Origin of the sequence: Blautia sp. BIOML-A1, from assembly GCF_009883055.1 — a bacterium.
GTDB lineage: Bacteria > Bacillota > Clostridia > Lachnospirales > Lachnospiraceae > Blautia_A.
Genome location: NZ_WWVR01000087.1, coordinates 1 through 1,292 on the forward strand (window position 1 = coordinate 1; position 1,292 = coordinate 1,292).

At 33.5% G+C, this 1,292-nt stretch carries 1 protein-coding gene and 1 pseudogene; both read right to left on the reverse strand.

What is annotated here, in order from left to right; all coding sequences use genetic code 11:
* Window positions 1-433: 433 nt before the first annotated feature.
* On the reverse strand, window positions 434-847 hold the full coding sequence (locus GT674_RS16745) for a winged helix-turn-helix domain-containing protein (RefSeq protein WP_025580539.1): 414 nt from the start codon (window positions 845-847) through the stop codon (window positions 434-436).
* Window positions 848-1,055: 208 nt separating this feature from the next.
* Window positions 1,056-1,223: pseudogene (locus tag GT674_RS16750) on the reverse strand (tyrosine-type recombinase/integrase); the annotation flags it as partial.
* Window positions 1,224-1,292 lie beyond the last annotated feature (69 nt).

The following is a 1,292-nucleotide window of genomic DNA, read 5'->3' on the forward strand; positions in this document are numbered from 1 at the left end:
CCATAAAATAAACCTCCAAACTGAGTAATTCTATCTTACATCAGTTTGAAGGTTTACACAAACTTTGGGATACTCCCTATCAGAAAAATAAAATTTACGATGACCATTATAAAAGTTCCAAAGATCCGGATCGTTATTTCCGTAAATATAAATCTCAAATTATTCTTTTCGCTGGTGCTGAACATATTTTACAGGAAAATGGCATGGACCTGAAGCATCTTAATACCAATAAGTTACAGGAGCAACTTTCAGATCTTATTTCCCAAAAAAAATCACTAAATACTCAATATGTTTCTTTTAAGCAAGAAATAAAAGAGTTGGAATTGATACATCAAAATCTGTCCAAATATCTCAAACAGGATGCTCCTGAAATACAAAGATCTTCTCATAACAAACTCCCTTCTTTGTAAAACCATAATAATAGGCAGCGATTTCACTTGCTGCCTAAATTCCCGTTAAACCGATATCCTACACCTCGTACTGTTTGTATATATAATGGTTGTCCAGGATCATCTTCTATTTTTTCTCTGATATTGCAGATATGTCGCATAACCACATTATAATCACCGGAATAAGGTTCATTCCATACCAGATCATAAACCATTTCTTTTCCAAATATTCTACCTGGACTTTTCGCTAAAAGAAGTAAAATATCATATTCATATTTTGAAAGATGAACATCACTATCATTCTTTTTAACAATTTGTTCCTGTAGATATATTTTTAATTCTCCAAACCTTATAATTTCCGGTATGAATTGGTTTTTATGTTCCCAGCTAGTCAATATGTTTTCACTTATGCTTCCATTAGCATCTGTGATTCTCTCAATAATTTCTATCTTTTTCACCTTTATTGCCTCTACATTATTAATTTTAGATTCTATTTATCTAAATCTTTTTTCTTTATCTATCCATAAGTCCGCGAATGCTGGAATATCCCGTATTTACGGACTTTTTTTCACTTTTCAATAGGTCGATACCATACTTAACTCCGCATATTTCCGCTTCATTCTGCTTTCAAAAGTAGTAAATCGGTAGTAATCCAGCCTTTTACTACTAAGCTACAAATCGCTGTAATTCTGATTTTACCGTTTCAAGTGAAGCGTGAGTGTAGAGGTTCAATGTGATTGTGATATTGGAATGTCCCATGACATATTGCAGTGCTTTTGGGTTCATTCCTGCGTTGGCTAACCTTGTGCAGAATGTATGACGCATGACATGTGGATGTGTCAAGTATAGGACAAAAAAAATTTTATTTTTTTCTGCCGAAGACTATCTGACGCTTCCATCAGG